The sequence below is a fragment of the Microbacterium sp. Leaf436 genome, from assembly GCF_001424715.1.
In the GTDB taxonomy this organism is placed as follows: Bacteria; Actinomycetota; Actinomycetes; order Actinomycetales; family Microbacteriaceae; genus Microbacterium.
Map to the genome: position 1 here is coordinate 354,692 of NZ_LMRB01000004.1, position 25,195 is coordinate 379,886.

Annotated in this window: 21 protein-coding genes and 1 tRNA gene; 6 read left to right on the forward strand and 16 right to left on the reverse strand. The window is 71.2% G+C overall.

What is annotated here, in order from left to right:
• Positions 1–144 precede the first annotated feature (144 nt).
• From nusG to gabT, 8 genes are all read right to left on the reverse strand, one after another.
• Positions 145–1,281: a transcription termination/antitermination protein NusG gene (nusG, locus tag ASG45_RS13970; RefSeq protein ID WP_055838853.1), complete on the reverse strand. Its 1,137-nt coding sequence runs from the start codon at positions 1,279–1,281 to the stop codon at positions 145–147.
• A gap of 60 nt (positions 1,282–1,341) precedes the next feature.
• Positions 1,342–1,617 carry a preprotein translocase subunit SecE gene (gene secE, locus ASG45_RS13975; RefSeq protein ID WP_055838856.1) on the reverse strand — a complete coding sequence of 92 codons (276 nt, stop codon included), beginning with the start codon at positions 1,615–1,617 and terminating at the stop codon, positions 1,342–1,344.
• 42 nt (positions 1,618–1,659) lie between these two features.
• A tRNA-Trp gene (locus ASG45_RS13980) sits at positions 1,660–1,732 on the reverse strand.
• A gap of 170 nt (positions 1,733–1,902) precedes the next feature.
• On the reverse strand, positions 1,903–3,264 hold the full coding sequence (locus ASG45_RS13985) for an NAD-dependent succinate-semialdehyde dehydrogenase (RefSeq protein ID WP_055838859.1): 1,362 nt from the start codon (positions 3,262–3,264) through the stop codon (positions 1,903–1,905).
• Between the two features lie 22 nt (positions 3,265–3,286).
• Positions 3,287–4,846, reverse strand: a complete 1,560-nt coding sequence (locus tag ASG45_RS13990) for an APC family permease (RefSeq protein WP_055838862.1) — start codon at positions 4,844–4,846, stop codon at positions 3,287–3,289.
• The gene (locus ASG45_RS13995; protein ID WP_055838865.1) at positions 4,843–5,715 is read right to left on the reverse strand and encodes a universal stress protein; all 873 of its coding nucleotides are present in this window, start codon (positions 5,713–5,715) and stop codon (positions 4,843–4,845) included. The genes ASG45_RS13990 and ASG45_RS13995 overlap by 4 nt, the downstream gene beginning before the upstream one ends.
• Positions 5,712–7,172, reverse strand: coding sequence for a flavin monoamine oxidase family protein (locus ASG45_RS14000; protein WP_055838868.1), 1,461 nt, complete (start codon positions 7,170–7,172; stop codon positions 5,712–5,714). Before ASG45_RS14000 ends, ASG45_RS13995 begins: the two co-directional genes overlap by 4 nt.
• Positions 7,173–7,268: 96 nt before the next feature.
• Entirely contained in the window at positions 7,269–8,618 is a 1,350-nt protein-coding gene (gene gabT / locus ASG45_RS14005) for a 4-aminobutyrate--2-oxoglutarate transaminase (protein ID WP_156459465.1), read from the reverse strand.
• Positions 8,619–8,710: 92 nt separating this feature from the next.
• On the opposite strand from gabT, the gene ASG45_RS14010 reads away from it, so the two are divergent.
• Complete coding sequence (locus tag ASG45_RS14010) at positions 8,711–10,246, forward strand: PucR family transcriptional regulator (RefSeq protein ID WP_055838872.1); 1,536 nt, start codon at positions 8,711–8,713, stop codon at positions 10,244–10,246.
• A 74-nt stretch (positions 10,247–10,320) separates the two neighbouring features.
• On the opposite strand, the gene ASG45_RS14015 is transcribed toward ASG45_RS14010, so the two are convergent.
• The 6 genes from ASG45_RS14015 to ASG45_RS14040 are packed head-to-tail and all read right to left on the reverse strand — an operon-like array spanning position 10,321 to position 15,278.
• Complete coding sequence (locus tag ASG45_RS14015; RefSeq protein ID WP_055838875.1) at positions 10,321–11,175, reverse strand: MurR/RpiR family transcriptional regulator; 855 nt, start codon at positions 11,173–11,175, stop codon at positions 10,321–10,323.
• Positions 11,162–11,989 carry a phosphonate ABC transporter, permease protein PhnE gene (phnE, locus tag ASG45_RS14020; protein ID WP_055838878.1) on the reverse strand — a complete coding sequence of 276 codons (828 nt, stop codon included), beginning with the start codon at positions 11,987–11,989 and terminating at the stop codon, positions 11,162–11,164. The genes ASG45_RS14015 and phnE (ASG45_RS14020) overlap by 14 nt, the downstream gene beginning before the upstream one ends.
• Entirely contained in the window at positions 11,986–12,780 is a 795-nt protein-coding gene (gene phnE, locus ASG45_RS14025; protein WP_055838880.1) for a phosphonate ABC transporter, permease protein PhnE, read from the reverse strand. The genes phnE (ASG45_RS14020) and phnE (ASG45_RS14025) overlap by 4 nt, the downstream gene beginning before the upstream one ends.
• The gene (gene phnC / locus ASG45_RS14030; protein WP_055838883.1) at positions 12,777–13,595 is read right to left on the reverse strand and encodes a phosphonate ABC transporter ATP-binding protein; all 819 of its coding nucleotides are present in this window, start codon (positions 13,593–13,595) and stop codon (positions 12,777–12,779) included. The genes phnE (ASG45_RS14025) and phnC overlap by 4 nt, the downstream gene beginning before the upstream one ends.
• Positions 13,592–14,566, reverse strand: coding sequence for a phosphate/phosphite/phosphonate ABC transporter substrate-binding protein (phnD, locus tag ASG45_RS14035; RefSeq protein WP_055838885.1), 975 nt, complete (start codon positions 14,564–14,566; stop codon positions 13,592–13,594). Before phnD ends, phnC begins: the two co-directional genes overlap by 4 nt.
• 25 nt (positions 14,567–14,591) lie before the next feature.
• A complete protein-coding gene (locus tag ASG45_RS14040) occupies positions 14,592–15,278 on the reverse strand; it encodes an HAD family hydrolase (protein ID WP_055838888.1) in 687 nt (228 codons plus the stop codon).
• Positions 15,279–15,402: 124 nt separating this feature from the next.
• Here ASG45_RS14040 and ASG45_RS14045 point away from each other — a divergent pair, with 124 nt between their 5' ends.
• Both ASG45_RS14045 and ASG45_RS14050 read left to right on the forward strand, forming a co-directional pair.
• The gene (locus ASG45_RS14045) at positions 15,403–16,026 is read left to right on the forward strand and encodes a hypothetical protein (protein WP_055838891.1); all 624 of its coding nucleotides are present in this window, start codon (positions 15,403–15,405) and stop codon (positions 16,024–16,026) included.
• A gap of 618 nt (positions 16,027–16,644) precedes the next feature.
• Positions 16,645–17,223, forward strand: a complete 579-nt coding sequence (locus tag ASG45_RS14050; protein ID WP_235561630.1) for an endonuclease domain-containing protein — start codon at positions 16,645–16,647, stop codon at positions 17,221–17,223.
• 301 nt (positions 17,224–17,524) lie between these two features.
• Here ASG45_RS14050 and ASG45_RS14055 read toward each other — a convergent pair whose 3' ends face one another.
• On the reverse strand, positions 17,525–19,003 hold the full coding sequence (locus tag ASG45_RS14055; protein WP_055838897.1) for a helix-turn-helix transcriptional regulator: 1,479 nt from the start codon (positions 19,001–19,003) through the stop codon (positions 17,525–17,527).
• Positions 19,004–19,132: 129 nt separating this feature from the next.
• Here ASG45_RS14055 and aceA point away from each other — a divergent pair, with 129 nt between their 5' ends.
• Positions 19,133–20,449, forward strand: a complete 1,317-nt coding sequence (aceA, locus tag ASG45_RS14060; RefSeq protein ID WP_055838899.1) for an isocitrate lyase — start codon at positions 19,133–19,135, stop codon at positions 20,447–20,449.
• 237 nt (positions 20,450–20,686) lie between these two features.
• Positions 20,687–22,300, forward strand: coding sequence for a malate synthase A (gene aceB, locus ASG45_RS14065; protein ID WP_055838903.1), 1,614 nt, complete (start codon positions 20,687–20,689; stop codon positions 22,298–22,300).
• Positions 22,301–22,387: 87 nt separating this feature from the next.
• Here the strand turns inward: aceB and ASG45_RS14070 are convergent, their stop codons facing one another.
• Positions 22,388–23,683, reverse strand: a complete 1,296-nt coding sequence (locus ASG45_RS14070) for a chloride channel protein (protein WP_055838907.1) — start codon at positions 23,681–23,683, stop codon at positions 22,388–22,390.
• Between the two features lie 179 nt (positions 23,684–23,862).
• Here ASG45_RS14070 and ASG45_RS14075 point away from each other — a divergent pair, with 179 nt between their 5' ends.
• The gene (locus ASG45_RS14075; protein ID WP_055838909.1) at positions 23,863–25,062 is read left to right on the forward strand and encodes a pyridoxal phosphate-dependent aminotransferase; all 1,200 of its coding nucleotides are present in this window, start codon (positions 23,863–23,865) and stop codon (positions 25,060–25,062) included.
• Positions 25,063–25,195: the final 133 nt, after the last annotated feature.

The following is a 25,195-nucleotide window of genomic DNA, read 5'->3' on the forward strand; positions in this document are numbered from 1 at the left end:
ATAAACGCCGATCCTGCGCACAAACGGTCGGGCAGCGCGTTTAGGCGCAGGATCAGCGTTTATGCAAGAGGTGCGACGGTGCGCGGAACGACGAACGCCCCGCCGGCCGGAGCCGAGCGGGGCGTTCGTGCGACGCCGGAGGCGTCAGAGCATCTTGGTGACCTGGTCGAACGACAGCTCGACCGGGGTCTCGCGCTCGAAGAGCGACACGAGCACGGTGAGCTTGCCGCTCTCGGGCTTGATCTCGCTGATCGTACCGGGCAGACCCGCGAACGAGCCTTCCTTGATCGTGATGGTCTCGCCGGTCTCGAAGTCGACCTCGGCGGGGATGACGCGCGCCGTGGTGGGCGAACCCTTGGCGGCACCCGACTTCGAGGGAGCGGCTTCCTTGACCTCGACGAGGCTCTTCAGCATGTTGAAGGCCTCTTCGAAACGCAGCGGGGTCGGGTTGTGGGCGTTGCCCACGAAGCCGGTGACACCGGGCGTGTGACGCACGACCGACCAGGTGTCTTCGTTGAGGTCCATGCGCACCAGCACGTAGCCGGGGATGCGCACGCGCGTGACCATCTTGCGCTGGCCGTTCTTGATCTCGACGACGTCCTCCATGGGGACCTCGACCTGGTAGATGTCGTCCTCGACCTCGAGCGTCGACTTGCGCTGCTCGATGTTGGCCTTCACCTTGCGCTCGAACCCGGCGTAGGAGTGGATGACGAACCACTTGCCGGGGAGCGAGCGGAGCTCGGCGCGGAAGGCGTCGTAGGGGTCGACATCGTCGTCTTCGGCATCGGCGTCATCGAGATCGATGGGGGCCTCGGCGGCGTCGGCGGGCGACTCGGAGGCCTCGACCTCGTCGACCACACCGGCGGCGGTGGCGACCTCGTCGACGAAGTCCTCGTCGAGCACGGGGGCGTCGGGCTCGCCGTTGACGTCGGGACCGTCGTAGGGGGTGACCTCGTCGGCCGCCTCGGCGGCCTCTTCGGCCTGCTCCTCGGCGAGAGCGTCGTTGAGCACCTCGGCGGCGGCCTCGGCCTCGCTGGTCTCGTCGATCTCGAGAGCGTCGTTCACGATCGCGTCCGCCTCCGGGTCGGTGATGTCGATGTCGCCGAGGTCGGCGTCATCGGTGTCGGTCTCGTCGTCGACGATGTGGATGGCAGCGTGCTCGGCCGAGTCGGAGGCGTGCTCCTGCGAGGCCAGCACGTTGCCCTCCTGGGCTTCGTCATCCTCGCTCGACTGCTCGGCCGCGGTGGCCCAATCGGCGTCGTCGACATATCTTTCAGACACTGTGATCTCTTCCGTTCAGAGGCGGCCGCTCTTGGCGCCGCGCGTCCGCCCAGACGCCGGTCAGGCGCCGGCGGTACCGGGGACGCCGAAGACGGCGGTGGTGATCCACACGAACAGCACGTCGAGGCCGTAGACGATCGCCATCATGACGACGACGAACCCGAGGACGACGGCGGTGAACTTGAGCAGTTCCTGCCGCGTCGGGGTGACGACCTTGCGGAGTTCCGCGAAGACCTGACGGATGAAGAGAGCGATCCGCGCGAAGAAGTTGAGCTTCTTCTCGCGGGGCGCGCCGCGATCAGCGACGACTTCGCCCTTCGTCTCGTCCTGCGTCATCGAACCACCTAGGTCTCTGTCTGTGCCAGCGTGCGCTGTGCGCAGGGCGGACAGGAATCGAACCTGCAACCTGCGGTTTTGGAGACCGCTGCTCTGCCAATTGAGCTACCGCCCTAAGATCCCGAGGGATCCAGGATTCGAAACCGACATGCGAACGCCTGGAATCTCTCGGGGAGGATGCCGAGTGCCCGGGGGCACGGCGAAAGAATGCAGATTTCGACTGCACTCCCCAGTCTATGTCATGTCCCCCGACGAGGCGAACCGGGCCGGGGGACGCGACATCGGTCAGGCCGTGCGGATCAGCTTCTTGTTCACGAACTCGTCGGCCGCGAGAAGGCCCATCTCGCGGGAGGTGCCGCTGCGCTTCACGCCGCCGAACGGCAGCTCCGGCGAGTCGGCGAGCACGACGTTGACGTAGACCATTCCGGCCTCGATCTGATCGGCGATGCGCTGGGCCTGCTCGGCATCCGTGGTGAACACGTACGAGCCCAGGCCGTATCCGGTGTCGTTGGCGATCGCCACGGCCTCGTCTTCGCCCGAGACCCGGTAGACGGTGCCGACGGGTCCGAAGAACTCCTCGCCGTAGGCGTCCATCTCGGGCGTCACACCGGTGAGGACGGTGCCCGGGTAGAAGGCACCGTCGCGGGTGCCGCCGACCTCGACGGTCGCGCCCTGGGCGATCGCTCGCTGCACCTGCTCGTCGAGGCGTTCCGCCGCGGCCAGCGACGACAGCGGACCGAGCACGGTGTCGTCGGCGAACGGGTCGCCGACCTTGGCCTCGCCGAGCGCGGCCGAGAACTTCTCGACGAACGCGTCGTACAGGTCGTCGACGACGAGGAACCGCTTCGCTCCGTTGCACGACTGCCCGTTGTTGTCGAGGCGCGCGTCGACCGCGGCCTGCACGGCGGCGTCGAGGTCGTCGGTGGAGAGCAGGATGAACGGGTCGGAGCCACCGAGCTCGAGCGCGACCTTCTTGAGGTGGCGGCCGGCCAGCTCGGCCACGGCCGAGCCCGCGCGCTCGGAGCCCGTCACCGACACTCCCTGCACGCGACGGTCGGCGATGATCGTCGCCGCCTGGTCGTTGGTCGCGCGGATGTTGACGTAGGCGCCCTCGGGGAAGCCCGCGTCGCTGTAGATCGACTGCAGGGATTCGGCCGACTCGGGGCACTGGGGAGCGTGCTTGAGCAGGATGGTGTTCCCGACCGCGAGGTTCGGGGCGGCGAAACGGGCGACCTGGTAGTACGGGAAGTTCCACGGCATGATGCCTAGCAGCACGCCGAGACCGGAGCGCCGGATGACCGCGGAGCCCTCGCCGAGGATGTCGATGGGGGTGTCGCCGGTGATCTTGTCGATGTTGTCGGCGTAGTACTCGGTGATGTCGGCCGCGAAGTCGACCTCGCCGAGCGCCGCCTCGAGGGGCTTGCCCATCTCGCGCACGATGATCGCGGCGAGGTCGTCGCGGCGGTCGCGGTGCAGCTGCGCCGCGCGGCGGAGGGCCTCGGCGCGCTGGGCCGGGGCCGTGCGCGACCACGCGCGGTAGCCGTCGTGAGCGGAGGCGATCGCGCTCTGCACTCCTTCGTCGGACAGCGTGTCGTACTCGGCGAGGGTCTCACCGGTGGCGGGATTGACGACGGCGTAGTCGCTCATGGTGCTCCTTTTCGTTTCGTTGTCAGGACGTGCGGCGACGGCGGGCGCTGGCGGGCGCCTCGCGTCCCAGGGTCTCACCGCGGAAGAAGGCGGGGCTGGCGATGCGCTGGGCGATCATCAGAACCACGCCGACCACGATGATCACGACGGTGATGACGAAGACCAGTCCGACGCCGGCGATCTGCGAGCCCGAGCCGTAGTCGGGGCTCGCACTGTCGATGAGGGTGGTGACGAACAGCACCGCGAGGATTCCCCCGCCGACGAGCGGGGCCAGCAGCGTCAGCAGGACGTTGCGCACCGAGTCGAACCACTGCTTGCGGAAGTACCAGACGCACGCGAAGGCGGTGAGCCCGTAATAGAAGCAGATCATCGCGCCGAGGGCCGTGATGGTGTCGGTCAGCACGTTCTCGCTGAGCACGCGCATGATCGCGTAGAACGCCGAGGCGACGACCGCCGAGACGATCGTGGCGTAGCCCGGGGTGAAGAACCGCGGGCTCACCTTCGCGAACTTCTTCGGCAGGGCGTCGTAGTGCGCCATGGCCAGCAGGGTCCGCGCGGGCCCCACGAAGGTGGCCTGGAGCGAGGATGCCGAGCTGGTGAGGACCGCGAGGGACACGAGGAACGCGAGGGGCCCGAGGATGGGTCCCGACAGGTGGAAGAAGACGTTCTCCTGGATGTCGGGGTTGCCCAGGCCCAACTCCCCCGTGCCGTTTCCCGCGAACATCAGCAGGGCGACGGCGATGACCAGGTACAGCGCCACGATGAGGAAGACCGTGACGGTGGCGGCGCGGCCCGGGGTCCGGTCGGGGTCCTTCGTCTCTTCGTTCATGGTGAGGATGACGTCCCATCCCCAGAAGATGAAGATCGACAGCGACAGACCGGCAGCGAAGGCGCTGAACGAGGGAACCTCGAAGGGGTTGAACCACGACAGCTGCACGGGGCTGGGGTCGACGGCGTTGCCGTTCATCGTCTCCACGACCGCCGCACCCGCGAAGACGAGCAGCACGAGGATCTGGAAGCCGACGAGGCCGTACTGCAGGCGCTGGGTGGTCTGCAGGTCGCGGTACGACACCACCGTGGCCAGGAACATGAACACCAGGCACACCGCGATGTTGATCGGGACGACGCGGGTGAGCTCCGCGATCTCGGCGTTGCCGCTGAGCTGGGCGATCAGCAGGAAGAGGAAGTCCACCGCGATGCCGGCGAGGTTGGAGAGCACGATGACGGTGGCGGCCACCAGACCCCACCCGGCCATCCAGCCCACCCAGGGGCCGAAGGCCCGCGCCGCCCAGGTGAACGAGGTGCCGGCATCCGGCATCCGGGAGTTCAGTTCGCGGTAGCCGAGGGCCACCAGCAGCATCGGGATGAAGCCGACGAGGATGATCGCGGGAACCTGGAACCCGACCGCCGAGACCGTCGGACCGAGTGCCCCGGTGAGCGTGTACGCCGGGGCGATGGTGGAGATGCCGATGACGACGGCGCCGATCATCCCGATCGAGCCGACGCGCAGGCCCTTGTTGGAGATGCCGGTGGTGACGGGGCTGTCGGGTGCAGGGCTCGCGCCGTTGCGAGAGGTGGTCATGAGGCCTCCGAGGTGCGGGGCACCACGATCATGGGAACGGGAAGGGCCCGCAGGATGCGTCCTGCGGTGGAGCCGAGGAACAGGCGCCGGGGCTGGGCGAGCCGGCTGGAACCGACCAGGGCGATCTCGCCCGGCATCCACTCGATGCGCCCGACGGCGTCTTCGATGTCGGAGCCGGCGCCCACCACCGCGTGGGCCTCGATCTCGGGCGGGAGCGCGGCGCGGACGGTCTCGAGCACCTCCTCGGCGTGGGCCTGTCCGGTCAGACGGGTCAGCCCGGCGTCGACGCGGGCGGGGAGGTCGACGCCCGCGAGCGAGAGCAGCCGGAGCGGTGCCTGCGCGCGGGCCGACAGGGATGCCGAGGACTCGAGCAGCACGTCGGCACCCGGCCGCGTGCCGATCGCCGCGGTGATGCGCGGAAGACCCGCGTCGACGGCGATGTCGCGCGCGCCCTCGGGGGCCAGTGCCACCGGGACGGGAGCGGCGTGCACGAGCTCTTCGGCGGTGGTGCCGAGGCGGTGCCGACCGCGTGGTCCCCCACCTCCGGTGCCGACGACGATGAGGCCCGCGTCGAACTCCTCGGCGGCGGCGACGAGTCCGGCTGCCACCCCGTGCGCGGGACGCACGTGGCCCCGGATGCCGGATCCCCCGACCCGCGCGAGACCGTCGCGCAGCCAGCCGCGTGCCGTGTCGGCGACGAGCCGGTCGTAACCGGCGTCGGCGGGGATCGAGACGTTGTTCTCGGCCGCGGGCAGCACGATCACCGCGTGGACGGGCGCGTCGAGGGCGTTCCCGAGCCGCGCCGCGAGGGCGAGGGCGTCGGCACCCGCCTCGGTGGCGGTGTAGCCGACGACGATCGCGGAACTCATCCGCGCGTCCGCTCGAGGATCTCCTGCGCCGCGCGGTGACCCTGGCGGATCGCGCCGTCGACGTGCTGGTAGCCCGCGCCGGCCATGTCGCTGCACGCGACGTGGATCGCGCCGACGGGCTCCCGCAGGTCGGCGCCGTAGCGGTGGAGACCGCCGAGGTCGAAGCTCGCGGCGTAGGCGCCGCGCGTCCACTCCTCGGTGCCCCAGTCGCTCTCGTAGTAGACGACCGTGTTCTTCGCCTCGGGCCCGTAGTAGTGCGAGAGCGACTCGAGGATGCGCTCCTTGCGCTCCTCGGCGCTCAGACGGAACAGGTCGTCGGCGTTCTGGTCGGACACGAAGCCCACCAGCGTGCCGCGCTCGTCACCGTGGTTGGTGTTGTCGTAGGCCTCGTGCACCAGCTCGTAGGGGCTGAACGCGGTGCCCGACTGACCCTGCGCGCGCCAGAACGGCGTCTCGTAGACGGCGTGCACCTTGATGACGAAGCCCATCGAGATGTGCTGGTGCATCTGGTGCTGGAGCCGGGGCAGGGGCGGCTCGAACGAGATGCGGGGGTAGAGCACGGGCGCGAGCGCCAGGATGGCGAAGCGGGCGCGCACGGTCAGGCCGTCGGCGATGACGGTGACTCCCGCGGCGGAGGCTTTCGCGGCCTCGACGCGAGCGGTCAGAGCGCGCAGCTCGTCGACCCGCTGCCCCGTCGCCGAGTCCGCAGCGCGGTCGGGCGCGGCCGAATCGGCACCCCAGATGATGCGGCGCACCGGCTGGTTGAGGAAGACGTCGTCGCCGAGACGCTCGGCGAGCAGTTCGGGCACCGCCTGCAGGCCACCGGCGACGCGCTTGTCGAGGATGAAGTCGGCGTCGACGAGGTTCGAGTACGAGCCCGCCGATGCCGCCATGAGCAGCGACTGCAGCAGCGAGAAGGTGTGCGTCGGCTTGGTGAGCATCGCCGAGCCGGTGGCGAAGGCGAGGTTGCGGACGGCCTCGTCGTCGTCGGTCTGCTGACGAAGCCAGGCGTCCCACGAGACCGTGTCCCACTCGGCGGCGTTCGGGTGCTCCCAGGGACGGTCGGGGTCGATCTCGGCGACCATGGCGTCCAGGCGCGCGCTGATCTCGTCGATGATCTTCTCGGTCGAGGCGGCCACCGGGAACATCTCGCCGGTGAAGCGCTTCGCTTCGCCGTCGGCTCCGACGTACACGCTGTCGCCCTCGCGGTAGCGGCTGTAGGTCGTGAGTCCCAGCTCCTCGACGGTGTCGATGAGCGCCTGCTGGTCGGGCGAGACCCACTGACCGCCGAGCTCGAGCATCGCGCCCTCGACCACGTCGGTCCACAGTCGCCCGCCCACGCGGTCGCGCGCCTCGAGGACGGCGACCGAGAGGCCGGCCTTGCGCAGGTCGTTGGCGGCGGTGAGACCGGCGGCGCCGGCTCCGATGACGACGACGTCTCGGGTGATCTCGTCCATGGAAGCTTCCTTACTTGTCGTTCGCTCGGGAATGTCGTGGGTGGTCCCGACGGCGGCGGGTGTGCGCATGCTCCTCCGCCACCGCCGGGACGAGTGTCAGTTGCGCGACAGGGCGGCCGCGACGACGTCGAGACCTTCGTGCAGCAGCTCGTCGCCGATCGACAGCGGCGGCAGGAACCGGATGACGTTGCCGTAGGTGCCGCACGTGAGCACGATCACTCCCTCGGCGATCGCGGCCTTCGCCACGGCCGAGGTGAGGGCGGCGTCGGGCGCTCCGGTGGTGGGGTCGACGAACTCGGCCGCGATCATCGCACCGTGACCGCGCACGTCGCCGACGCGCGGGTCGTTCGCCTGCAGCTCGTGCAGACGGCGCGTGAGCAGCTCGCCGATCTGCTGCGCGCGCTCGAGGAACCCCTCGTTCTCGAAGGCGTCGATGGAGGCCAGGGCCGCGGCGCAGGCGATCGGGTTGCCGCCGTAGGTGCCTCCGAGACCGCCCGTGTGGGTGGCATCCATGATCTCGGCGCGACCGGTGACGGCCGCCAGCGGCAGCCCGCCGGCGATGCCCTTGGCGGTGGTGACGAGGTCGGGGACGATGCCGAACAGCTCGCTCGCGAACATCGCGCCGGTGCGGGCGAAGCCCGACTGCACCTCGTCGGCGATGAAGACGACGCCGTTGTCGCGGCACCAGTCGACGATCGCGTTGAGGAATCCGTCGGCGGGGACGATGAAGCCGCCCTCGCCCTGGATGGGCTCGATGATGACGGCGGCGAGATTCTCGGCGCCGACCTGCTTCTCGATGAGCGAGATGGCCTTGGCCGCGGCCTCGGGGCCCGTCAGTCCGTCGCGGAAGGGGTACGACAGGGGCGCGCGGTAGACCTCGGCGGCGAAGGGGCCGAAGCCGCTCTTGTACGGCAGGTTCTTGGCCGTGAGCGCCATCGTGAGGTTGGTGCGGCCGTGGTACGCGTGGTCGAAGGCGACGACGGCCTGGCGGCCGGTGTGCTTGCGCGCGATCTTGACCGCGTTCTCGACGGCCTCGGCGCCGGAGTTGAACAGCGCGCTCTTCTTCTCGTGGTCGCCGGGGGTGAGACGGTTGAGCGCCTCGGCGACGGCGACGTACGAGTCGTACGGCGACACCATGAAGCACGTGTGGGTGAAGGCGGCGACCTGGTCCTGGACGGCCTTGACGACGGCGGGGTGGGCGTTGCCGACGCTGGTGACCGCGATGCCCGCACCGAGGTCGATCAGCGAGTTGCCGTCGGCGTCGACGACGACTCCGCCGCCCGCGGCGACCGCGTGGATGGGGACGGTGTGGCCGACACCGGAGGCCACGGCCGCGGCCTTGCGGTCGAGGAGCTCCTGCGAGCGGGGGCCGGGGATGGCGGTGACGAGGCGGCGCTCCTGGACGAGGGACGGACCGCCGACGGTGGGGAGGGTGTCGAGGCTCATGGCGGCGATGCTACGGACGCGGCGTCTCGGCCCGCACTCTCCCCCCTGTACAGTCGCAGGCACTGTCGTATACGTCTTGTACAGGAGGACTCATGGTCGACACCGCCGTCGCCCCACCGAGCCTGCGCGCCCTCTTGGCTCGAGCCGACCTCGGCCTGGGCCTGATCGTCGAGGAGGCCGCCCTTCCCGCCGGCAGCGTGGACCGCCCCGTGCGATGGGTGCACTCCAGCGACCTCGCCGATCCCACTCCGTTCCTCAGCGAGGGGCTGGTGCTGCTGACCACCGGCACCCAGTTCGCCGACGCGACCCCCGCCGACTACGAGGCCTACGTCGGGCGGCTGCTCGCCCGCGGGGTGCGGGCGCTGGGATTCGGCACCGAGGTCGTGCGCGACGGCATCCCCGCGGGGCTGACCGCCGCGTGCCTGGCCGCGGGGATGCCCCTGTTCGAGGTGCCCTACCGCACGCCGTTCATCGCCGTGGCCCGCGCCGGAGCCGAGGCGATCGCCGCCGACGCCTACGCCCGCCGCAGCTGGTCGCTCGCCGCCCAGCGGGCCGTCTCGCTGGCGGCGCTGCGCCCCGACGGTCTGGCCGCCACCCTCGCCGAGCTCTCGCGACAGCTCGACTGCTGGGTCGGCCTCTTCGACGCGGCCGGGGCCGTGCGCACCGAGTACCCCGTCGACGCCCTCGCCCCTGCGGCGCTCGACGCCGTGACGGCGGAGGTGACGACGATGCTGCACCGCGGCACGCGCGCCGCGTCGACCCTGCGGATCGACGGGACCGCGGTGAGCCTGCAGACCCTCGGCCGGGGCGGGCATCTGCGCGGCGCTCTCGCGATCGCCGCCGACGACCTCGACCACGAGGCCCGCAGCGTGGTGACGGCCGTGGTGGCGATGGCCGCCCTCGTCCTCGAGCAGCAGGATGGGCTGGGACGCGCGATCGGCACCTTCCGCGCGGGACTCGTGCAGTCGCTGTGCACCGACGACCCCGCTCTCGCCCGCCGCGCGTCGCGGGATCTGTTCGGCCCCCTTCCCGCGGCCCCCGTGGTGGTGGCGCTCACCCCCGCCACGGCCGCGCGCTCCGGTGCGCTGGCCGAGTGGCTCGAGATGCGTGCGTCGGAACGTCGGGGGGAGCTGTTCTTCGGCCGGGGCGACGACGGGTTCGTCGTGGTCGTGCCCGCCGCGGTTCGAGGACTACTCGACGAGATCGCGGACCGCTTCGAGATCGTCGTCGGATGCTCCGCCCCGACCGGGTACGAGGCGTTCTCGAGCGCTCTCGCGCAGGCTCGGACCGCGCGCGAGCGGCTCTCGACCCCCGGGGTCGCCGACTTCGCCGACACGGCGCGGGCGGGACTTCTCGCCGCGCTCGGCTCCGAAGCCGCCCGGAGCGTCGCCGCGGGGGTGCTGACGCCCCTGCGTGCGCACGACGAGGCGCAGGGCTCGGCGCTGCTCGAGACCGTCGACGCCTGGCTCACCCACGACTGCTCGCACGAGGCGACCGCCCAGGCTCTCGGCATCCATCGCCACACCGTGCGCGCGCGCATCGCTCAGGCCGAACGGGTGCTCGGGCGCAACCTGTCGTCGTTCGCGGCGCGGGCGGAGACCTGGACGGCGTTGCGTCTGGCCGAGTAGCGGCGCCGACGGCCGGTACACCGGCGCCCGGATCGCGGGGTCACGTCGGCCGGACGAATGCCCCGCACCGGCGGTCAGCCGGCGTCGCCGAGGTTGTCGGAGAGGATCTCGAGCACGCGCTCGCGCGAGAGATCGGCCTCCCCCGCCCGCGCGCGCGCCACGGCGTCGACGAAGGCCTCGGCGAAGACCGCGTGCGCGATGCGCGAGGTGTGTTCGAGCTCGTCGCGGAAGGTTCCGCCCGAGGCGAGCACCAGCGAGAGATCGGCGCGCTCCGTGAGGGGCGACGCCATGAACGAGGTCACCGCGATCACTCGAGCGCCCGCGGCGCGCGCCGCCTGCGCCGCGCGGAGGCTCGCCTCGTTTGCCCCCGACCCGCTGATCACGACGCACACGTCGTCGGCCGAGAGGTGCCGCGCGGCGATCTGCTGACCGATCGGGTCGCCGAGGGTCTCGGCCGGGCGACCCACCGCGGTCAGGCGCATCGCGAGATCGGTCGCGACCGGAGCCGACAGGCCGCTCGCCACCACGAGCAGCCGTCGCGCACCCACGACCGCCTCGACGGCGGCGTCGACCCCGTCGGCATCCAGCAGGCTCGTGGCCGCGCGCAGATCGTCGGCGATGCGATCGATGGCCGAGCGGATGCCGCCCAGGGCGCCGTCGCCCGCGTCGGACGTCGGCGCCGGTCGACGCCCGCGCTCGGCGGCGAGGGCCACGCGCAGCTGCGGATACCCGCGGTACCCGAACGTCTGGCAGGCGCGCACGACCGTGGACCGTCCCACCCCGACGCGGTCGGCGAGCTGCTGCGCGGTCAGCTCGATCACGGCATCCGGGTCGTCGACGATGAGGTCGGCGACGCGGCGTTCGCTGGGCTGCAGGGAGTTGCGCACCGCGGCGATCCGCGCGGTCGTGGGCACCTCAGCTGCGGACACGAGGACCCTCCATGATGCGGCGGCGGATGCGGGCCGAGACCGCGTCGATCGCGACGGTGACGATGACCACGACGACCAGGAGCATGCCGACCGTCGACCACTCACGGTACTGGGTGTAGGAGGTGAGCATGTCGCCGATGCCGCCCACGCCGATGAGCCCGAGCACGGCCGAGGCGCGCACGTTGATCTCGAAGCGGTAGAGCCAGAAGGACAGGAAGGTGGGAGCCGCCTGCGGCCACACACCCCACCGCAGCACCTGCGCGGTGGATCCCCCCGCCGCGCGGGCGGCCTCGATCGGCCCCGGGGCGACGTTCTCGACGGCTTCGTAGCCCCACTTGCCCAGGGTTCCGACCCCGCCGATCGCGAGGGCGAGAGCGCCGGTGAGAGGGGTGAGACCCGTGACCGAGAGGATGATGATCGCGAAGACGAGCTCGGGGACGGCCCGCACGAGCGAGAAGACGAAGCGCAGCACGGCGCGCACCGGCGCCGGACCGAAACCGCGCGCCGAGATCAGCGACAGGGGCGTCGCGATCAGGATGCCGAGGACGGTGCCGATCCACGCCATCTCGACGCTGCGCCAGGTCTGCCAGAGGGCCTCGGGGAGCTTGGCCCAGTTCGGCGAGACGAACATGAGGCCGAGGTAGCGCGCGATCTCGGCGGGCAGTTCACCGAGCCGCGACCAGGTGATGTCGGCGGACCAGAACGCGGCGACGACGATGACGCCGACCACCAGCCACGACAGGGTGCGCAGGGGCCGCTGACGGCGGGGCGGCAGGGCGAGGGCCGCGGGGCGGGCGGGGGCGAGGGCGGTCATACGAGTCTCCGGCGGATCGCGTCACTGACGGCGTCGAGCACGACGACGATCACGAGGATCTCCACGATGACGAGCGACAGCTGGTCGTAGCGGTAGAAGGTGCGCACGGCGTCGATGAGCAGGCCGATGCCGCCCGCGCCGACCAGGCCCAGCACGGTGGAGGCGCGGACGTTGAGCTCGAAGACGTAGAGCGTCTGCGACACGAACGCGGGCCAGGTGTCGGCCAGGGCGATCGCGCGGTTGATCTGCGTCTGCGTCGCCCCCGCGGCCCGTCCCGCCTCGAGCGGGCCGATGTCGCTCGCGTCGATCGACTCCGACACGAGCTTGACGATGATGCCGACGTTGAACAGCACCAGCGCCAGGATGCCGGGAAGAGCCCCGACCCCGACCATCGCGACCAGCACGGCGGCGTACACGAGCTCCGGCACGGCGCGGATGACGTTCAGGATGCCGCGCACCAGCGACCGCGTCCACCCCGTGGGGTTGGTGGGTCGAGCGGCCCAGAAGCTCAGGGGCAGCGACACCGCGGCCCCGACCGCCGTGCCGATGACGGCCATCTGCAGCGTCTCGAGGATGGGGCCGACCGTCCGCGGGAAGAACGACCAGTCGGGCGTGAGCAGTTCGCCCACCCGCAGAGCACCCTGTTGCCAGTTGCGGGCGATGGCCCCGACGTCGAGGCCCACCCCGACCACCGGCAGGCACATGAAGACGGTCACCGCGACGACGACGCCCGCGGCGGTCCACGGCATCCATCGGCCCTTCGGGCGGGTGGGGACGCTCAACGCCGTCATCGCTCGAGCCTGTCGGCGGCGGTCACCGAGCGACCGTAGATCTGGGCGAAATCGGCGTCGGTGGCGGATGCCGCCGGCCCGTCGTAGACGATCTCCCCGGCGCGCATGCCGATCATGCGCGTGCCGTACTCGCGGGCGAGGTCGAGCAGGTGCAGGTTGACCAGCACCGTGATGCCGAGGTCGACGTTGATGCGACGCAGGTCGTCCATGACGCCGCGGGCCGTGGGCGGGTCGAGGCTCGCGACCGGTTCGTCGGCGAGCACGATGCGGGGCTGCTGGGTGAGCGCGCGGGCGATAGCGACGCGCTGCTGCTGGCCGCCCGACAGTGCCGAGGCGCGGTCCCACACCTTGGGCAGCAGGCCGACCCGGTCGAGGGCCTCGAAGGCGAGGCGTCGGTCGTCCTCGCGGTACGCGCCGAGGAGCGTGCGCCACAGCGGGGTGTGCGCGAGGCGCCCGACCAGCACGTTGTTGAGCACGCTCGTGCGCCCGGCGAGGTTGAAGCTCTGGAACACCATGCCGATGTGCCCACGGAGTTCGCGCAGGCGCCGACCGGAGGCCCCGTCGACGCGGCGACCGCCGACCTCGACGACGCCGGAGGTCGCGGGCACCAGACCGTTGATCGTGCGGATGAGCGTGGACTTGCCCGAGCCCGAGAGACCCACGACGGCGATGAGCTCACCGGGCGCGATGTCGACGCTCACGTCGCGCAGTCCCATGGTGCCGTTGGGGTAGCGCACCGAGACGCCGTCGAGACGGATGCCCCAGGGCGCCGAGGCCTGCGCCTCGACGCCCGGGGTGAGCGAACCGGTCGTCACTGGAGTCCGAGCTGCTGAGCGGCGCGGGCGACGACGTCGAGCGAGGCGGGGTCTGCCGGAGCGAGCTTGGTGATCGAGTAGACGGCCTTCAGGGCCGCCGAGCCCTCGTCGGTGGTGGAGTACTCGGCGAGCGCCGACGAGATCTTCTGCTGCAGCTCGGGCGACAGGTCCTTCGAGACGGCGACGCCGTCGTTGGGGATCTCGGCGGTGAGGCCGAAGACGACGACCTTCTGGCCCACGTCGGGCTTGTCCTTCTTCACCAGGGTGCGGGCGTCCCAGAAGCTGAACCCGACCTCGGCGTCGCCGTTGTAGACCGCGAGCACCGAGGCGTCGTTGGCCGTGACGGGCACCTGCTGGAAGCCGCTGTCGATGTCGACGCCGGCCTCTTTCAGCGCGAGCATCGGGTAGATGTAGCCGGCGGGTGATCCCGGGCCGAGGACGGCGACCTTGGCTCCGGCGATCTTGGTGATGCTGTCGAGACCGGCGGGTCCCTTCAGCGCGTCGGCGCCGTTGCAGAACGACATGCCGTCGCGCTCGACCACGGGGGTGTCGCAGTACTTGTCGGGGTCGTTCGTCATGAACTGGCCCGGGTAGGTGATGTTGCCGTTGCGCTCGGTCTGCAGCACGACCGAGGCGCCGTATCGGTCGTTCGCCTGCCACAGCTGCAGCGAGGGCAGGAAGCCGATCTGGGCCTGACCCGCTCCCATCGCCTCGACGGCGGCCTGGTAGTCCTTCGACACGACGCCGCTGACCGGGATGCCGAGCTTCTCGGTGAGCATGTCGGTGAGGGGCTTCGCGGTGTCGACGAGGTTGGCCTGGTCCTGAGAGGGGACGAGGGCGAGCACCAACGAGCTGGGGTCGGCGGCGGGTTCGGAGGCGGCGCCCGCGGTACCGGAGCAGCCGGCCAGGGCGATCGAGGCGAGAGCGGCGGTGGCGAAGGCCGCGGCGAGACGGATGCGACGAGTGTTCATGATTCCTCTGCGATTCGGGTGGGGTTCAGGCGTGGGAGGGGAGGTGATCGGCGGGGGGAGCGTCGACGTGGGCGGCGCCGACCCACTCGGCGAGCGCGGGCAGCAGCTCATCGAGGGTGTCGGCACGGAAGGTGGGGTCCGCGGCCGGATCGGCGTAGCCGCCGACCAGGGCGGTGGCGAGACCGCGGGCGTGGGCGGGGGCGAGGTCGTTGCGCCAGACGTCACCGATGGCGAGGACTGGGGTGCCGGCGGCGAGCTGATCGAGAAGCAGTTCGAGACCGGCGGGCTTCGCGGCGTCCGTGACGACGCGGTCGAACAGGCCGTTCAGGCCCATGACGGCCAGCGCCTCATCGAGTCGCGTCGCCGGGGCGTTCGTGACGAGCAGGCGCTCGGCATCCACCTCGGCGAGGAACCCGGCCAGATCGGCGGCGGTCGACACGGGCGCGTCGGGGCCCGCCAGCTGCGCGCGGCTCGTCGAGTACGCGGAGGCCAGCGCGGCGTCGTCGACCCCGGCGTCGAGTGCGAGGCGTCGGACCGCGTCGTATCCGTCGATGACGTCGGCCGAGGGCGCGGCGAGGTGGGCCGAGACGGTGGAGACGAATTCGGCGGCGGATGCCGTGTGCACGGCGACCGCGCGGGCGTAGGCCAACAGGGGGCCGTCGCCGAGGGCGACGGTACCGTCGAAGTCGAAGATGAGGACGGGGCGGGGCACGGGGGAACTCCTGTCGTGGACGTTGCGTCCATGGTGCACGTCAAATGTGGACGCTATGTCCACGTCGTGTAAACGCTGGATGAACGGCGCCTGTGCGCCCCGGCTCACGGCTTAGCGTGAAGCGGTGACCTCCTCCCCCGCTCTCGACACCGCCGCGGCGCTCGGCGCCCTCGACCCCTCGTCGGCGATCTCGTCTCTGCCGTGGCTCGCGGCATCCCTCGCCGAGGACGCCGCCGCGGGCAGGTTCGCCGCGTGGGGCCGCTCGACGGTGGTCGACGAGAACGTCGGGGAGGCGGTGCTCTCCCGGGCGCTGTTCGACGAGCTGCACGGGCGGGCAGGGCTCGAGGCCTCGTGGCCCGTCGGTAACGCCGGCCTGCTGCACGTCTACGGCTACCTGCTGTCGACCACGCCCACCCCCTACGGCCTCAAGCGCGAACGGTGGCTCACCGACGACCTGGCTCTCGCCTGCGGCCTCGAGGGCGGGGCGTTCTCGCCCTGGGACCCGTCGGGCACGTTGCTCTCACGCGTCACCGCCGCCGCGGCATCCCTTCTCTCCCGCGCCGACGCGATCGACGAGGCCGTCGAGGGCCGCTCGACCCGCATCGCCCTCGGCGACCCGCTCCCCGACGGCGCCGCCGCCCTGGCCTACGCGGTCGACGGTCTCATCGTCACGATGTTCCCCGTCGCCGACCCCGCCGCCCTGCGGTCGGGACTCGGCGCCCCGCGGCTGCGGTGGAACGCTGCCTGAGGGGCGCGGCCGGGCACAACGGCGGGGGGATCTTCGACACGCCGGGGTTCCGCCATCCGTCGACGGCGCGTCGAGAAGGCGCCCCGCCGTTGTGCACGGGATGCCGGTGCACAGCCGTCCGGATGTCGGCCGACCGGCGCCCGGACCGAGCCCACGGCCGCGGGGGCACAACGGCGGGGGAAATTCCGACACGCCGGGGACTCGGCATCCGTCGACGGCGCGTCGCGGAGACGACCCGCCGTTGTGCACGGGATGTCGAGGGGCGATGCCCCGGTGACGGCGGGGTGGCGGCTCCTCCCCAAGAGAGGACTGTCCACAGGTTCCGGATTCGGGGCGGGCCCGGGTGCACGCCGGCGGCATCCTGTCGTGATGTGCGCACCGGGTCAGGGAATCGAGACGTTCTCCGGCCTGCGCGCACGGGGACGATCACGCCGAAGCATCGCCTCGGCCGTCGAGGCGGGAGAACTACGGCATCTGCGCCGCGGGGTCTATGCGGAGCGCGGGGCCTGCGCGCCCGTCGTGACCGCGGCACTCCACGGAGGGCGAGCGGCGTGCGTCACCGCGGCGAGGCACCTCGGGCTGTGGACTCTCGCCGCGGAACAACCGATCCACGTCTGGATGCGCGGAGGAGGCCACGCGTACGCCCACGACGAGTGCACCTGTCGTCTGCACTGGGACGATGCCGCCCCCGGACACGCCTTCGCTCTGCCGTCGGTCCCGCGCATCCTGCGCCAGATCCTGCGGTGCCGGGGAGTCGAGGAGTTCTTCGTCTCCGTGGAGTCCGCCCTCCGCCTCGGCATGCTGACGTCGTCGGGGAAGACGTGGCTGCGGAGCCATACGAGCGACCTCGCGCGCGACGCGCTCGACTTCGCGCGGTCCGACGCCGACAGCGGCCTCGAGTCGATCGTCCGGTGGCGACTGAGGCACAGAAACCTCCCGGTGCGAACCCAGATGCACATCATCTCGGTCGGCCGCGTCGACCTGCTCATCGGCGACGCCCTCATCGTCGAGATCGACGGAGCGGGCAACCACGAGGGCACCGCGAACAGGCACCGCGACCTGCGGCGCGACGCTCATGCGGCCGCGTGGGGCTTCGTCTCCCTGCGGTTCGACTACGCCCTCGTGGTCCACGACTGGCCCACGGTGGAACGGGCGATCATGGCCTACGTGGAACGCGGCCTCCACCTGGCCCGCTGACGTCCCGGTCCTTCCGGGCACTGGGCTTGTCCGCGCCCCGGCGCCCCGACCCCGAGCACAACGGCGGGACAATCACCGACACGCCGACCCACCGGCATCCCACCCTGGCGTCTCACCGAGAAGCCCCGCCGTTGCGCACACGGCACACGGCACACGGCACACGGCACCGAGCACAACGGCGGGACAATCACCGACACGCCGACCCACCGGCATCCCACCCCGGCGTGACACCGAGAAGCCCCGCCGTTGCGCACACGGGCACACGGCACGGGCACACCGCACCAGCGCCGCGAACCCCACCTCACCCCCGCGGCGCGTGCGCCTCCAGGAACTCGTACAACTCCGTCGTGTCGACGCCGGGGAACGCTCCGATCGGCAGGGTCGCCAGCAGCGTCCGCGGGGTGCGCACGTTCGGCCAGGCCTTGTCGCGCCACGCAGCCTCGAGGTCGGCCGGGGCGCGGCGGCAGCACGTCTCGACCGCGTGCCGCGAGACCCCGCGGTTGGGGGTGTCTCGTCCGCGGAACCATTTCGTGTCGTCGAAGCGCACGCCCACGCTGACCGAGTGCGCCCCCTCGCTCGACTGCTCCACGCGCGCGGTGCACCAGTACGTGCCGTTGCCGGTGTCGGTGTACTGGTAGTACGGATTGAAGAGGTCGTCTTCGTCGAAAACCACGCGGCTCGTCCAGCGTCGGCAGCACATCTGCCCCTCGATCGAGCCCAGCCGGTCGGTGGGGAAGTTCACGTCGTCGTTCTCGTACGCCTTCGTGATGGTGCCCGACTCGTGCACCTTGAGGAAGTGCACCCGGATGCCGAGGTGCACCGTCGCGAGGTTGGTGAAGCGATGCGCGGCGGTCTCGTATGACACCGAGTAGGCGTCGCGCAGGTCTTCGATGCTGATCGTGCGCCGCTCCTTCGCTTCGCGCAGCGCCGGCACGACGTGCGCCTCGGGCATGAGCAGCGCCCCGGTCAGGTAGTTCGTCTCTACCCGCTGGCGGAGGAACTCGTCGTAGCTCGTCGGCTCGCCGTGGCCGAGCATGCGGCTCGACAGAGCCTGCAGCACCGCCGCGCGCGGGTCGCCCTTCGCGACCGTGGTCGAGAGGTAGAGCCGCCCGTTCTTGGCATCCGCGATGCTCCGCGTCGACGAGGGCAGGTCGGGCACGTAGTGCAGCGAGAAGCCGAGGTGCGCGGCGATGTCGCTTGCGCCGCGCTGCGTGAGGGGACCGCCGGGGTGCTCGATCGCCTCGAGCATCTCGGATGCCACCCGCTCCAGCTCGGGGAAATGGTTGTCCTGCGTGCGCATGAGACGACGAAGAGCGACGTTCGCCCGACGCGCCTCCTCGGGCGTCGCCGACCGCTCCTCGCGGAGGCGTTCGATCTCGCCCTGAAGCGTCAGCATCGCCGCGAGCACCTCGTCGGGGACCGCGCGTGCGACGCGGAAGGGGGCGATGCCCAGCGCCTGGAAGGTGGGCCCGCGCATCGCGCGCTCCACCGACAGCTCCAGCGTCGCGCGCGGGTCGAGCGGCTCGGCATCCAGGATCTGGTCGAGCGTGCATCCCACCGCCCGGGCGATCGCCTGCAGCAGGGTGAGCTTGGCCTCGCGGCGGCCGTTCTCGATCATCGACATCTGGCTCGGCGCGCGACCGACCGCGGCGGCCAGGTCGTCGAGCGTCATGCCGCGAGCGGTGCGCAGCTGGCGGATGCGTCGGCCGATGGTGAGGGTGTCCACCTCGTCATCGTCGAACGGGAGGGGTGTTGAAGAAGCGGAGACGCCGGTGTCCATGCGCCATGTTCTCACTGGAACAGAAGATCGCGCGATCTTCACACGAGAAACTTCGATTGGCGGGGTTGTTCTTCGCGGACAGTGGTCTCCACGGGGCACCGCAGCCCCGGCATCCGAAGGAGAACGCTCATGACGATCCAGGCCACCCCCGCCCCGCAGCCCCTGCGCCCCGGCGACCAGACCGAGACCGCCGACGAGATCCGCACCGCGTGGGAGAACGATCCCCGCTGGGACGGCATCGAGCGCACGTTCTCGGCGGACGACGTCGTCCGCCTCCGCGGAAGCGTCCGCGAGGAGTCCACCCTCGCCCGCCGCGGAGCCGAGAACCTCTGGAACCTCATCCACACCGAGGAGTACGTTCGCGCCCTCGGCGCCTACACCGGCGGGCAGGCCGTGCAGCAGGTGCGCGCCGGCCTCAAGGCCATCTACCTGTCGGGCTGGCAGGTCGCCGCCGATGGCAACCTCGCGGGCCAGACCTACCCCGACCAGAGCCTCTACCCCGCCAACAGCGTGCCCGCGGTCGTGCGGCGCATCAACAACGCGCTGCTGCGACAGGACCAGATCGAGCGCGCCGAGGGGCAGATCACCCGGGACTGGCTCGCGCCGATCGTCGCCGACGCCGAGGCCGGCTTCGGCGGCCCGCTGAACGCCTACGAGCTCGCGCAGTCGCTGATCCAGGCGGGGGCCGCCGGCATCCACTGGGAGGACCAGCTCGCCAGCGAGAAGAAGTGCGGCCACCTCGGCGGCAAGGTGCTCGTGCCGATCCAGCAGCACATCCGCACCCTGAACGCCGCGCGTCTCGCCGCCGACGTCGCGGGCGTGCCGACCGTGATCATCGCACGCACCGACGCGTTGGCCGCCGACCTGCTCACCAGCGACGTCGACCCGCGCGACGCGGATTTCCTCACCGGCGAACGCACGAGCGAGGGCTTCTACCAGGTGCGACCGGGGCTCGAGTCGGTCATCGCGCGCGGCCTCGCCTTCGCGCCCTACGCCGACCTGCTCTGGGTCGAAACGGGCGAGCCCGACATCGAGCTCGCGCGTCGCTTCGCCGAGGCGATCCACGCCCGCTACCCGGGCAAGAAGCTCGCCTACAACTGCTCGCCGAGCTTCAACTGGAAGCGCCACCTCGACGACGAGCAGATCGCCACGTTCCAGGCCGACCTGGCCGCTCTCGGCTACGCCTTCCAGTTCATCACGCTGGCCGGCTTCCACGCCGTGAACCACTCGATGTTCGACCTCGCCCGCGGCTACGCCGAACGCGCCATGAGCGCGTACGTCGAGCTGCAGGAGGCCGAGTTCGCCGCCGAAGCCCACGGGTACACGGCCACGCGCCACCAGCGCGAGGCCGGGACCGGCTACTTCGACGTCGTCTCCACCGCGCTCAACCCCGACAGCGCCACCCTCGCCCTCGCGGGCTCCACCGAGACCGCCCAGTTCCACTGACCCCCACCCCTTCGCCTCCCGTCCCCATCCCCGTCCCCGCATCCCCGTTGAGTGTCCAAGACCCGCCGTAACGGCCGCGTCCTTTGCGGCGTGTTCTGGACACTCAACGGCTTCACCGACCCGAGAGGGACGGTGGAGAAGGACAGCGGAGAGGGACGACGGGGGAACGCACAGAAAGCCAGGACCATGACCCTCCTCACCTCTCCCCCGCCGACCACGCACACCGAGGGATCCCGGATGCCGGCACCTCCGGCATCCGCCCCGCACCTGCGCCTCGAGCGGCCCCTCGACGGACGCGACGGCGAGATCCTCACCCCCGCCGCTCTCGCTTTCCTCACCGAGCTGCACGACCGCTTCGCCCGCCGTCGTCACGACCGGCTCGCCGCGCGCCTGCGTCGCCGCTTCGAGATCGGCACGGGCGACGACCCCCACTTCCGCGCCGACACCGCGCACATCCGCGACGACCCGTCGTGGCGCGTGGCCGGGGCGGGACCGGGGCTCGAAGACCGCCGCGTCGAGATCACCGGACCCACCGACCCGAAGATGACGATCAACGCGTTGAACTCCGGCGCCCGCGTCTGGCTCGCCGACCAGGAGGACGCCACGAGCCCCACCTGGCGGAACGTCCTCGGCGGGCAGCTTTCGCTGTTCGACGCGATCCGCGGACAGCTGTCGTTCACCAGTGCCGAGGGCAAGCGCTACGAGGTCACCGCCGCGCGCACGCCGACGATCGTGATGCGCCCGCGCGGGTGGCACCTGCCCGAGAAGCACGTGACGTTCATCGACCGCTCCGGCCGCGAGCTGCCGGCATCCGGTTCTCTCGTCGATTACGGCCTGTACGTGTTCCACAACGCCCACGCGCTGATCGCCGCGGGCCGGGGACCGTACTTCTACCTGCCGAAGATCGAGTCGGCCGAGGAGGCCCGGCTCTGGGACGACGTGTTCACGTTCACCGAGCAGCGACTGGGCCTCGCGCACGGCACCATCCGCGCCACGGTGCTCATCGAGACCCTGCCCGCGGCGTTCGAGATGGAGGAGATCCTGTTCGCGCTCCGCGACCACTGCGCGGGCCTGAACGCCGGGCGATGGGACTACATCTTCTCGATCATCAAGACCTACCGCGGCCGCGGGGCGCGCTTCGTGCTCCCGGGGCGGAGCGACGTGACCATGACGGTGCCGTTCATGCGCGCCTACACCGAGCTGCTCGTGCAGACCTGCCACAAGCGAGGCGCGTATGCGATCGGCGGCATGAGCGCGTTCATCCCCAACCGGCGTCGCCCCGAGGTGACCGAGGCCGCGTTCGAGAAGGTCGCCGCCGACAAGCGTCGCGAAGCCGCAGACGGCTTCGACGGCACCTGGGTGGCGCACCCCGACCTCATCCCGGTGGCGCGCGCCGAGTTCGACGCCGCGTTCGGCGACGGATCGAATCAGCTCCACCGCCTGCGCGAAGAGGTGCAGGTCGAGCCCGCCGACCTGCTGGATCTGCGCATCGGCCTGCCGATCACCACGGCGGGGGTGCGGGGCAACGTCTCGGTGGCCATCCGCTACATCGAGGCGTGGCTGCGGGGCCTCGGGGCCGTCGCGATCGACGACCTCATGGAAGACGCCGCCACCGCCGAGATCTCGCGCTCGCAGATCTGGCAGTGGATCCACCAGGACCGCGTGACCGACGACGGCACGGCGATCACCCGGTCGTTCGTCGAGCAGTTGGTGACCGAGGTGCTCGACGACGCGCACCGCGTCGACGGCGACCGCTTCGACGACGCCGCCGAGGTGTTCCGCGAGGTGGCGCTGCGCGCGGAGTTCCCGGCGTTCCTCACCCTGCCGGCGTACGCGAAGTACCTCGACTGACGCCCGGGTTCATGCGCCCCTTCCGCCCACGCGGGAGGGGCGCATCGCCGTACACCGGTGGAGACGGACGCGGCGCGACGCGCGGGTTCAGGGACGCGCCGGGTCGATCGGCGCGAAGCGGCGCAGCCCCGCACGCGACGACAGGCGCGACGCGGCGAGCGACCCCGCGACCGCGAGGAAGATCGGCAGCAGCAGGGTGAAACCGGTGTCGGTGAACTCGATGACCAGCGCGATCGCGGTGAAGGGGGCACGCATGTTGGATGCCAGGAACGCCGCCGCCGCGACGATCGCCAGCGCCGTGCCGTCGGCTCCGGGCCAGACGAATGCCCACCCGGCCGCGGCCGCGGCCCCCAGCGCCGCCCCGATCGCCACGGAGGGCTGAAGGGTGCCGCCGATCGCGCCCGAGCCGAGCGACACGGTCGTGGCGACGTACTTGAGCAGGGCGAGCAGCAACAGGATCAGCGCGGGCTGCGACAGGTCGAACCCCGCCGTGGCGAGCGCTCGACCGTTGCCGAGGATCAACGGGAAGAACGCCCCCACCGCGCCGACCGCGGCGAAGGTCAGGGGCAGGACGACCAGCAGCTTCCAGCCGGTGGGACGGAAGCGCGCGAGCTTCTTCGTGACCGTCGCGAAGCTCGTCGCCCCCCACCCCATCAGCGGACCGATGAGCAGGGCCGCGACCACGAGCGAGGGGTTCACCTCGACGGATGCCACGTGGTACAGCGACGCGTCGCCCACGAGCGGACGAGCCACGAAGGTCGCGATCGCGCTCACCGAGAGGGCGACGACCGCCGCCCCGACGCTGAACTGCGCGAGCAGGATCTCGAGCGTGAACAGCGCCCCCGCCAGCGGCACGTTGTAGACGGCAGCGAGGCCCGCACCGGCGGCGGCGGCGATGAGGATGCGGGCCCACCGGGCATCGAGACCGAACCAGCGGACCACCTTCGAGCCCGCCATCGCCGAGAGCTCGCGGGGGGCGACTTCTTTGCCGATCGAGGCGCCCAGGGCCACCGAGGTCACCTGGATGACCGTGTCGGCGAGTGTCTCCCACCACGGCATGTGCGCGCCGTCGACGCCCTGCTCGACGGTGGCGAGCTTGCGTCCGAAGCGACGGAGCAGGTACCACCCGAGCGCCGCCACGACCCCGGCCCCGCCGACCGTGACGATCGGCAGCCACCACACGGCGGGCATCGCCAGACCGTCGAGGAACGGTCCCTCTCCGTGGCCCCAGACGAGGTGCTCGATCGTGTGCACGATCCACACGAGAAGGAGCACGGCGAGACCGGTGGCGACACCGACGATGAGGCTGGCCAGGCCCAGCTTCAGCAGGGCCCCGATCGCGCGACGGTGGATACGCGGGGGCGCCAGGGGTTCTGCTGTCACGCCCGCCACGCTAGCCCACGCGCGCGCCCGCGCCTGACCGCGCGCGGGTGTGGTCTGTGCGCGGGCGTCGGGGGCTCGGCATCCGGAGTCCGACGAGGCGGCCCCGCTCCCGGCGGAGGCGACCATCGCGGGCCGTCACACCTCTCGTCGGGCGCGGGCGCGAACAGTAGGCTCGGACCGTGACTTCCCGCGCCCCGCTCTCCCGCAAGCTGTCCGCCATCGCCGAGTCCGCGACCCTCAAGGTCGACGCGAAGGCCAAGGCCCTCCAGGCCGCCGGCCGACCGGTCATCTCGTATGCCGCGGGCGAGCCCGACTTCGCCACCCCCTCGTTCATCGTCGATGCCGCGGCCGAGGCGCTCCAGAACCCCGCGAACTACCGCTACACCCCCGCCGCCGGACTCCCGGTGCTGCGCGAGGCCATCGCGGCCAAGACCCTGCGCGACTCGGGGCTGCAGGTCGCCCCCACGCAGGTCGTCGTGACCAACGGCGGCAAGCAGGCCGTGTACCAGGCGTTCCAGACCGTGGTGAACCCCGGCGACGAGGTGCTGCTGCCCGCGCCGTACTGGACCACGTACCCCGAGGCGATCGCGCTGGCCGACGGCACGCCCGTCGAGGTGTTCGCCGGCGCCGACCAGGACTACAAGGTCACGGTCGCCCAGCTCGAGGCCGCCCGCACCGACAAGACCACGGTGCTGGTGTTCGTGTCGCCGTCGAACCCGACCGGTTCGGTCTACACGCCCGAAGAGACCGCCGAGATCGGCCGCTGGGCTCTCGAGCACGGCATCTGGGTGATCACCGACGAGATCTACCAGAACCTCACGTACGAGGGCGTCCGCGCGGTCTCGATCGTCGAGGCCGTGCCCGAGCTCGCCGAGCAGACGATCCTGCTCAACGGTGTCGCCAAGACCTACGCCATGACCGGGTGGCGCGTGGGCTGGATGGTCGGACCGGCCGATGCCATCAAGCTCGCCGCCAACCTGCAGTCGCACCTCTCGAGCAACGTCAACAACGTCGCCCAGCGCGCGGCCGCCGCGGCCCTCAACGGTCCGCAGGACGAGGTCGAGCAGTTCCGCGCGGCGTTCGACCGTCGTCGTCGGCTGATCGTGTCGGAGCTGTCGAAGATCGACGGCGTCGAGGTGCCCAACCCGCTCGGCGCGTTCTACGTCTACCCCGACGTGCAGGGGCTGCTGAACCGCGAGTGGGGCGGGGTCACTCCGACCACCTCGCTCGAGCTCGCCGACCTCATCCTCGAGCAGGCCGAGGTGGCCGTGGTGCCCGGCGAGGCCTTCGGCCCCAGCGGCTACCTGCGCCTGTCGTATGCGCTCGGCGACGAGCAGCTTCTCGAGGGCGTCCAGCGCCTCCAGCGCCTGTTCTCCTGACGTCGGGGCGCCGTCGGGCGTGACGAGCGGAGGAGCAGGGACCGGCGGAGGATCGCAATGCGCGATCCGTCCTCCCCTTGTCCCCGCTCCTCCCTCCGTCACGCGCCCCGGGGGCCGGCCGATACCGACCTCG